This is a genomic window from Pseudomonas sp. DrBHI1 (genome assembly GCF_002205115.1).
Taxonomy (GTDB): Bacteria; Pseudomonadota; Gammaproteobacteria; order Pseudomonadales; family Pseudomonadaceae; genus Aquipseudomonas; species Aquipseudomonas mosselii.
In genome coordinates this window covers 1-8,729 of record NZ_NIBE01000119.1, presented here as the reverse complement: position 1 = coordinate 8,729, position 8,729 = coordinate 1, and the positions used below count along the sequence as shown (strand labels likewise).

General features: G+C 65.6%; 6 protein-coding genes and 3 pseudogenes. 5 read left to right on the top strand and 4 right to left on the bottom strand.

The features are described from left to right. A pseudogene (locus CC207_RS27935) lies at positions 1-171 on the bottom strand (DUF1425 domain-containing protein); the annotation flags it as partial. A 14-nt stretch (positions 172-185) separates the two neighbouring features. Continuing rightward, on the bottom strand, positions 186-1,577 hold the full coding sequence (locus CC207_RS22460) for a COG3014 family protein (RefSeq protein WP_062362660.1): 1,392 nt from the start codon (positions 1,575-1,577) through the stop codon (positions 186-188). 291 nt (positions 1,578-1,868) lie between these two features. Here CC207_RS22460 and CC207_RS22455 point away from each other — a divergent pair, with 291 nt between their 5' ends. Both CC207_RS22455 and CC207_RS22450 read left to right on the top strand, forming a co-directional pair. Beyond that, positions 1,869-3,812 carry a cytochrome c/FTR1 family iron permease gene (locus tag CC207_RS22455; protein WP_062362663.1) on the top strand — a complete coding sequence of 648 codons (1,944 nt, stop codon included), beginning with the start codon at positions 1,869-1,871 and terminating at the stop codon, positions 3,810-3,812. 133 nt (positions 3,813-3,945) lie between these two features. Then, entirely contained in the window at positions 3,946-4,398 is a 453-nt protein-coding gene (locus CC207_RS22450) for a YaiI/YqxD family protein (protein ID WP_028689239.1), read from the top strand. Positions 4,399-4,632: 234 nt separating this feature from the next. On the opposite strand, the gene elbB is transcribed toward CC207_RS22450, so the two are convergent. Further along, positions 4,633-5,298, bottom strand: a complete 666-nt coding sequence (gene elbB / locus CC207_RS22445) for an isoprenoid biosynthesis glyoxalase ElbB (protein WP_062362666.1) — start codon at positions 5,296-5,298, stop codon at positions 4,633-4,635. A 113-nt stretch (positions 5,299-5,411) separates the two neighbouring features. Between elbB and CC207_RS27930 the strand changes: the two are divergent. Then, a pseudogene (locus CC207_RS27930) lies at positions 5,412-6,038 on the top strand (sterol desaturase family protein); the annotation flags it as partial. A 501-nt stretch (positions 6,039-6,539) separates the two neighbouring features. On the opposite strand, the gene CC207_RS22435 reads toward CC207_RS27930, so the two are convergent. After that, positions 6,540-7,184 carry a DedA family protein gene (locus tag CC207_RS22435; RefSeq protein ID WP_082750478.1) on the bottom strand — a complete coding sequence of 215 codons (645 nt, stop codon included), beginning with the start codon at positions 7,182-7,184 and terminating at the stop codon, positions 6,540-6,542. A gap of 207 nt (positions 7,185-7,391) precedes the next feature. Between CC207_RS22435 and hemB the strand changes: the two genes are divergently transcribed. Further along, positions 7,392-8,402 carry a porphobilinogen synthase gene (gene hemB / locus CC207_RS22430; protein WP_028689236.1) on the top strand — a complete coding sequence of 337 codons (1,011 nt, stop codon included), beginning with the start codon at positions 7,392-7,394 and terminating at the stop codon, positions 8,400-8,402. 19 nt (positions 8,403-8,421) lie between these two features. Next, a pseudogene (locus tag CC207_RS22425) lies at positions 8,422-8,729 on the top strand (RNA degradosome polyphosphate kinase); the annotation flags it as partial.

Here is an 8,729-nt window from a genome sequence, read left to right as displayed (position 1 = left end):
GTTGACGGTGAGGTAGCCGTTCTCGCGGGCGACGCGCATCTGGCCGACTTCGATGTCATCCAGCTGGCCCATGGTCACCACCTTGCTGGCGGCGCTGCCAGGGGCTGGGGGCGGGGTGGCGCAGCCGGCCAGGAGGGCGACGGCGGCCAGTGCGAGGCATGTTCTGCGCATGTTCGATCCTTGGGTTACTTGAGGCTGGCGACAGCGGTGGCTGCGGCCTGCGGGGCGACGACGACGGCCGGGCCGCCAGCGAATACGCGATTGCCGACCACGCGCAGGGTGACCACCTGGTAGGGGCGATCGACCTTCACGGTGACCTGGGTGCCGCCTAGGCTCGACGGCAGGCTCAGGTGGTGTTCGCCTGGCTTGAGGCGTACGCGGGCCACCTGGGTTTCGTCGGGCAGGGTGCGCCAGGTGCGGGTATCGGCGCCTTCCAGCACGGTGGAGGCGATGCCCACCACCAGCCCGGCCATCGGGTTGGTCTTGTTCAGGTTCTTCTGCGCCACGCCGCGGCTGATGGCGCGCACGCTGGTGCGCAGGATGATGCCCGGCATGTCGTCGCGCAGGGCGCGGCGCGACATGGCCGTGGTGCTGTTGAGCGCGGTCAGGGCCAGGGCCTTGTCGTTGAGCTGGATCTCGCCCAGGTGCGCGGTCGAGGTGTCTTCCTTGATGATTGGGAAGGACAGCGGGGTGATCACCAGGTTGTCCTGGATCGGCAGCGGCAGGGGAATGCGGATCGAGTCACGGGCCGGGGCCAGGCCGGTCTGCACCACGATCAGCACATCGCTTTCGCCGGCCTTGGCGCTGTTCTTGTCCAGGTCGAGCAGCGCCTGGTCGAGCAGCGGCGTGTTCGGGCGCAGCTCGGCGGCCTTGCGGTAGCCCGGCGCGGCCAGGCCCTTCTCGCCGAGGGCCTCGTAGACATAGCCGGACAGGTAATGGCTGAAGGCGCTCTGGTAGCTGTTCTTCAGGCCGACCACCTCTGGGGCGTCGAGGCTGGCGACCGGGTAACCCTGCAGGTCCTTGTACTCGGTCTTGATGCCTTCCTTCTCGGCCTCTTCCTCGCGCTTGAGGTATTCCTTGTCGCGCAGCTCGGCGATGATCGCCTCACGCTCGTGGGTCTTCTTGATCTCGGTGCGGGCACCGTCGAAATCGTTCTGTGCCAGCAGGTTCAGGGCCATCTGCGTGGTCAGCATGACTTTTTCGTAGTCATAGCCTTCGTAGCGGCGAACCTTGTCGTTGACCAGGTAGCTGCCGAACTGGCTCAGGTACTTGTCGGTGTCGAGCTTGACCGACTCTTCCCATTGGAACACCACGCTGTCGGCCGAGCGCCAGGCGTCCTGGCTGCCCTTGAGGTCACCCTTGGAGCGCAGCAGCTCGCCTTTTTCGAAGTAGTAGAGCAGGTCTTTCTGCTCGCCCTTGTTGTTGCTCTCGAGCAGGGCGAGGGCGGCGTCGACGTTGCCGGCGGCCAACTGCTTGTTGGTCTCCTGCAGTTCGCTGTCGTAGCTGCGGAACACCGAGCAGCCGGTGAGCTGCACGGCGGCGACCAGGGTCGCCAGGGTGAGGGCGCGGGATACCATCGGACTTCTTCTTTCCCTGAAACGGTTGGCCGCGTGGGCGGGGGCGGCAGATCCCTCTGTTTTATCGCCAGAACCTCTCGATGGAGGCGCCTTGATTGCTAATGGCTATTACGGCGGCGCGGGATTATACCCAAAGTAGTAGTACGGTGATGGCGAATTGCTTCGCATTTTTGGCGCCGATGCCATCAGTTGGAAAAATGCATTCCCGGTCGGTGCATTCCGTCAATTTGTCTCAAGATTTTTCATGAAATCTGCCCATGAGCCTTGAGCAGGGGAGAGTGGAAGTGAACAATGTTCTCTTTCGTATTTCCGTCGAGATTGGCCATGACTTCCCGTTCCCGTCTGCTTGCCTGGCTGCCTGCCCTGCTGTTTGGCCCGGTGCTGGCCCTGTGCAGCACCCCGACGCTGGCCGAAGCAACCGCCGAGGCGACCAAGGCGCTGCACCTGCTGGATTACATCGGTGCCGACTACCCGCCGACCGTACGCGACGGCAAGGTGGTGGACGACGGGGAATACCGCGAGCAGCAGGAGTTCAGCGGCGTGCTGGCCGAGCTGGTCAAGGGCCTGCCCGCGCATGCCGAGCACGGTGCCCTCGAGCAGGGTGTGCAGAGCCTGCGCGAGGCCATCGACCAGCGTCAGGACGGCGCCGCTGTTGCCCGCCAGGCCCGCCAACTGGGGGCGCGTCTGGCAGTGGCTTACGAGGTCAGCCAGGCCCCGGTGATCACCCCGGACCCAGCCCGCGGCGCGGCGCTGTATGCGCAGAACTGCGCGATCTGCCACGGTGACACCGGCCTGGGCGACGGCCCGGCCGGCATCGGCCTGGAGCCTGCGCCGGCCGACCTGCGCGATACCAGGCGCCTTGACCAGTTGAGCCTGTTCGACCTGTACAACACACTCGGGCTGGGCATTGAAGGCACCGAGATGCCGTCGTTCGCCGAACAACTCGACGAGCGCCAGCGCTGGGACGTGGCGGCCTACATCGCCAGCTTCACCGCCGACCCGCAGGCGGCCAAGGGCGACAAGACCTGGAACATCGCCGACCTGGCCCGGCAGACTCCGGCCGAAGTCGCCGCCAGCGAAGGCGCGGATGCCGTGGCCGCGTTCCGCGCCCAGCGCGCGCAGCCGCCGCAGGTCAAGCGCGGCCCGGCGCAGTTGCTCGAATACACCTCCAGTACCCTGGACAAGAGCCTGGCGGCCTACCGCGCCGGCGACCACGATCAAGCCTACGATTTGTCGGTGGCGGCCTACCTGGAAGGCTTCGAGCTGGTGGAAAGCTCGCTCGACAACATCGACGCCCAGGCCCGCAAGGACACGGAAAAGTCACTGATGGCCTACCGTCAGTCGTTGCAGGACGGCCTGCCGGTGGCCCAGGCCGAACAGCGTCTGGCCGAGGCCAAGGCCAGGCTGGAGCAGGCCTCCAAGCTGCTGGGCAGCGATGGCCTGAGCTGGTCGTTGAGCTACGTCTCCGGCCTGCTGATCCTGCTGCGCGAGGGCCTGGAGGCGATCCTGGTGCTGGCGGCGATCCTGGCCTTCCTGCGCAACACCGGTCAGCAGTCGGCGGTGCGTAGCGTCAATATCGGCTGGGGCCTGGCGCTGGTCGCCGGCTTCGCCACCTGGGCCCTGGCGGCCTATGTGATCGACGTCGGCGGTGCGCAGCGGGAACTGCTCGAAGGTTGTACGGCGCTGTTCGCCGCGGTGATGGTGCTGTGGCTCGGGGTGTGGATGCACGATCGACGTCACGCCGCCGCCTGGCAGGACTACATCAAGCGCAGCCTGGTCACTGGCGGCGGGCGCTTCGGCTTTGCCTTGCTGGCGTTCTTCTCGGTGTACCGCGAGCTGTTCGAGGTGATCCTGTTCTACGAGACCCTGTGGCTGCAGGCCGGCCCGGCTGGCCATCAGGCGGTGCTGGCCGGTGGCGCCACGGCGTTGGTGCTGCTGGTGGGCCTGGCCTGGGTGATCCTGCGCGGCTCGGCCAAGCTGCCGCTGTCGTTGTTCTTCAGCATCAACGCGGCGCTGTTGTGCGCGCTGTCGGTGGTGTTCGCCGGGCATGGCGTCAAGGCCCTGCAGGAAGCCGGGGTGTTGGGAACGCGGCCGGTGGCGTTCTTCGAGTTCGACTGGCTGGGGATTCATGCCGATGCCTATTCGCTGGGCGCGCAGGTCGTGGCGTTGCTGGCAATCGTGTTCCTCTACGGGCGCAGCCGGCTGGCCGAGAAGCGCCGGACAGCGGCCAGCTGAGATACTTCAGGGCCGTCATGCGGCCCCTCGCGACGTAAGGCCGCTCCACAGGCATACTGGCAGCTCTGTGGGAGCGGCCTTGTGTCGCGAAAGGAGGGCGCGGCCCTCCCAGCTATGCGAGGAAACGAAAGCAATGCGTGTATGGATCGATGCCGACGCCTGCCCCAAGGCGGCCAAGGACCTGATCGTCAAGTTCGCCCTCAAGCGCAAGCTCGAAGTGGTGATGGTGGCCGGCCAGCCGCAGATCAAGCCGGCCTTCGCCTGCGTGCGGCTGATCGTGGTGCCCAGCGGCATGGACGCGGCCGATGACTACCTGGTGGAGAACGCCGAGCCCGGCGAGCTGGTGATCTGCAGCGACGTGCCGCTGGCCGATCGCCTGATCAAGAAGGGCGTGGCGGCGCTGGATCCGCGCGGTCGCGAGTTCGACGAGCGCAACATGGGCGAGCGCCTGGCGGTACGCAACCTGTTCACCGAGCTGCGCGAGCAAGGTCAGGTTGGCGGTGGCCAGGCGCCCTATGGCGAGCGCGAGAAGCAGGCGTTCGCCAATGCGCTGGACCGCATTCTCACTCGCCTGTCCAAAGCCTGACGTTATCCCGGAAGCATCCGCCAAGCCTGTAGGAGCGGCCTTGTGTCGCGATGGGGCGCGTAGCGGCCCCAGGATCTTGGCATCATGCAAAATCGCCGGGGCGGCTACGCAGCCCATCGCGACACAAGGCCGCTCCCACAGGGACCGCAGCGGCTATGGGCTTGTGCTTTACCTGTAGCCGACGATGAGGCTGGTACGGGTAGCACAAGACAGATGTCCCTGCACCAGCGTCTGTCAGTCGTTCTCGTGGGTCAGCTCCAGCACCCGATCCACCAGCTTGTAGATGCCACCCGCCGCCTCGCTGATCGACTTGGCCAGCATGTACGCCGGCGTGGTCACCAGCTTGCGCTGGGTATCCTCGACAATGTCGTGCACATCGCACTCCTCATGGGTGCCGCCCATCTTCACCACCGCCGCGCTGGTGCCGGCGTCGTTGCCGATGGTGCAGACCACGCCCGGCCCGTAGATCTTCGCTGCCAGGGCCGGCGAGATGCAGATCAGGCCAACGGGCTTGCCCGCCTCGGCGAAGGCCTCGGCCAGGGCCAGCACATCTGGCTGCACGCTGCACTTGTCGCCTTCGACGGCAAAGTTGGAGAGATTCTTGGCCGCGCCGAAGCCGCCTGGAACGATCAGGGCGTCGAAGTCTTCGGCTTTGGCTTCGCGAATGTCCTTCACCTCGCCACGGGCAATGCGCGCCGACTCCACCAGCACATTGCGCGATTCGGGCATCTCTTCCCCGGTCAGGTGGTCGATCACATGCATCTGCGCGATGTTCGGCGCGAAGCACTGCACCTGGGCGCCACGCTGGTCCAGGCGCAGCAGGGTGATCACGCTTTCGTGGATCTCGGCGCCGTCGTACACGCCGCAACCGGACAGAATCACCGCAACTTTTTTTGTCATGCTCAATACTCCAGTGTCGAGGCGCTAAATGTCCTCTAGTTTGGCAGATGTAGCCATGGGATTTGCCCTTCGGCGGGCCTAATCTTCGTGGACAACCTTGGAGGTGGCCGTTCATGGACCTGATTCTGCTGGCCGTGCCGTTCTTCTTCGTGCTGATCGCGGTGGAGCTGATCGCCGACCGCGTGCGCGGCCGGCGCAACTACCAGCTCGCCGACTCGATCAACAGCCTGAGCACCGGCGCGCTGTCCACCAGCACCGGGTTGCTGACCAAAGGGGTGGGGCTGGTCACCTATGCCCTGGCCTGGGAACACGTGGCTTGGCTGCGGCTGCCGGCCGATGCCTGGTGGGTGTGGGTGGTCGCCTTCGTGCTCTACGACCTCTGCTACTACTGGCTGCACCGCCTGGGCCATGAGCGCAACGTCTTGTGGGCCGCGCACTCGGTGCATCACCAGAGCGAGGAGTACAACCTGACCACCGCCCTGCGCCAGACCAGCAGCGGCTTCCTGTTCTCCTGGATCTTCTACCTGCCGCTGGCGCTGCTGGGCGTGCCGCCCCTGGTGTTCATCACCGTGGCGTCGCTGAACCTGCTGTACCAGTTCTGGGTGCACACCCGCCATGTGCCCAAGCTGGGCTGGCTGGAGTGGATCTTCATCACGCCGTCCAACCATCGCGTCCACCATGCGCAGAATCCTTTGTACTTGGATCGCAACTACGGCGGCGTGTTCATAATCTGGGACCGGTTGTTCGGCACCTTCCAGGAGGAGGACGAACGCGAGCCTGTGATCTTCGGAGTAACCACGCCGCTGGCCAGCTGGAACCCGCTGTGGGCCAACGTGCAGTTCTACGCCCAGCTCTGGCACGACGCTCGTCGCGCCGGCAGTTGGTGGGACAAGCTGCGCATCTGGTTCATGCCCACTGGCTGGCGCCCGGCGGATGTGGCCGCCGCTGATCCACAGCCCAAGCAGGACCTGGCGGCGTTTCGCAAGTTCGCGATCCCCCTGGGCGGCGCGCAGCAGCTTTACGTCACCGCGCAGTTCGCGGTCTACGTGGCGCTGGGCAGTTATCTGATGGAGGTGGCGGAGCACGTGGCGCCCGCGGCCCTGGTGCTGGGCTGGACGGTGATGGCGTTCGGGCTGTTCGTGCTGGGCGTGGCGCTGGAGGACCGGCCGTGGGCGGGGCGCCTGGAGATCGTGCGGCTGCTGTCGAATGCGCCGGCGCTGTATCTGGCCGGCGCGCTTGGCTTAGTGCTGGTCACGCCCGTGTTCTGGTTGCTGCTCCTGGTTTACAGCCTGCTCAGCCTCGGCGGCCTGGCCCTCTGCCGCCGCGCGGCGCTCGGCGCGGATGTTGCGAAAACGCCGGCGCAGCCAGAGCAGCAGGCCCAGCACCAGCAGGCCGCCGAGCACCCATAGCTCGTATTTCTTGATGCTGCCGAGCATGCCTTCGAGAATGGCGCCGAAGTGGTAGGCGGCCAGGCCCAGGGCCAGGGCCCACACCGCGGCACCGATGCCGTTGAGCAGCAGGTAGCGGCGCGGCGGGTAGCCGGACAGGCCGATGGCCACCGGCATTACCGTGCGCAGGCCGTAGACGAAACGGAAACTCAGCACCCAGATATCCGGATGGCGGCGGATGTGCTCCAGTGCTCGGTCACCCATGGCTTGCCAGCGCGGCTTGCGGGCGAGGATCTTGCGCCCGTGGCGGCGGCCCATGAAGTACCACAGTTGGTCACCGGCGTAGCTGCCGCAGAAGGCCACCAAGACCACCAGCTTGATGTCCATGTATTCGCGGAACGCAAGAAAGCCCGCGAGCACCAGGATGGTCTCGCCCTCGAAGAACGTGCCGAGAAAAAGGGCAAAGTAGCCGAAATCGTTCAGGAATTGTTGAAGCATTTTCTGGCGTGCTGGCGAAATGAACGCGCAGCCTACCCCTTCGGGCGCGTTGGGGAAAGTGTCCAAATGTGTCTCGACGTGAAGATTCCCTGCAACGACAATGGCTGCGGCCACAAGTCGCAGGGTTGCCCAAGGATGTAACACAGGCGTCATAATGGCCGCTTATAACTGTCGCGCTGCCCGCCCGCGCGGGCTCAGGAGTCTGCCGTGAGCTTTACCCCCGCCAACCGTCTGTTTCCTGCTACCCGCCTGCGTCGCAACCGCCGGGACGCGTTCTCCCGTCGCCTGGTTCGCGAAAACACCCTGACCGTCGATGACCTGATTCTTCCGGTATTCGTGCTGGACGGCGAGGGCCGTCGGGAAGAAGTACCGTCCATGCCGGGCGTCGAGCGCCTGTCGATCGACCTGCTGCTGGAAGCTGCACAGGGCTGGGTGGAGCTGGGTATTCCGGCGCTGGCGCTGTTCCCGGTGACCCCGACCGAGAAAAAGTCCCTCGACGGCGCCGAAGCCTGGAACCCGGACGGCATCGCCCAGCGCGCCACCCGCGCCCTGCGTGCCCGCTTCCCGGAGCTGGGGGTGATCACCGACGTGGCCCTGGACCCGTTCACCACCCACGGTCAGGACGGCATCCTCGATGAAGAGGGTTACGTGCAGAACGACATCACCGTCGAGGCCCTGGTCCGCCAGGCGCTGTCTCACGCCGAGGCCGGCGCCCAGGTGGTGGCCCCGTCGGACATGATGGACGGTCGTCTCGGCGCGATCCGCCAGGCCCTGGAAGAAGCCGGCTACGTCAACGTGCGCATCATGGCCTACTCGGCCAAGTACGCCAGCGCCTACTACGGCCCGTTCCGCGACGCGGTCGGCTCGGCGCTGAACCTGGGCAAGGCCAACAAGGCTTCCTACCAGATGGACCCGGCCAACAGCGACGAAGCCCTGCACGAAGTGGCCACCGACCTCGCCGAAGGCGCCGACATGGTCATGGTCAAGCCGGGCATGCCGTACCTGGATATCGTTCACCGAGTGAAAGCCGAGTTCAAGGTGCCGACCTTTGCCTACCAGGTCAGCGGCGAGTACGCCATGCACATGGCCGCCATCCAGAACGGCTGGCTGAGCGAGGCCGTGATCCTCGAATCCCTCACCGCTTTCAAACGGGCAGGCGCTGATGGCATCCTGACCTATTTCGCCGTGCGTGCCGCTCAATTGATGAGAGGGCAGTAACGCCCTCCAGGAACGTCAGATGAATAACGAAGTGCTAACCCCTGTCGAGATCAAGGATGCCCAGGCCGTGCCCGAAGAGATGGTGCAGACCCCGCCCGATTTGCCAGCGGTAGCGGAGCCGGAAGCGGTTGTCGAAGCCGCCCCGGCACCCGCGCCTGCGCCGGCCCCTGCGATCGCCGTGCCGAGCCTGGACGACAGCAGCCTGTACATTCATCGCGAGCTCTCGCAACTGCAGTTCAACATCCGCGTGCTGGAGCAGGCGCTGGACGAATCGTACCCGCTGCTTGAGCGCCTGAAGTTCCTGCTGATCTTCTCCAGCAACCTCGA

Bases quoted from the DNA above. Each gene is read 5' to 3' on its own strand.
- CC207_RS22460 (WP_062362660.1), bottom strand. From the start codon at position 1,577: ATGGTATCCCGCGCCCTCACCCTGGCGACCCTGGTCGCCGCCGTGCAG.
- CC207_RS22455 (WP_062362663.1), top strand. From the start codon at position 1,869: ATGTTCTCTTTCGTATTTCCGTCGAGATTGGCCATGACTTCCCGTTCC.
- CC207_RS22450 (WP_028689239.1), top strand. From the start codon at position 3,946: ATGCGTGTATGGATCGATGCCGACGCCTGCCCCAAGGCGGCCAAGGAC.
- elbB (WP_062362666.1), bottom strand. From the start codon at position 5,298: ATGACAAAAAAAGTTGCGGTGATTCTGTCCGGTTGCGGCGTGTACGAC.
- CC207_RS22435 (WP_082750478.1), bottom strand. From the start codon at position 7,184: ATGCTTCAACAATTCCTGAACGATTTCGGCTACTTTGCCCTTTTTCTC.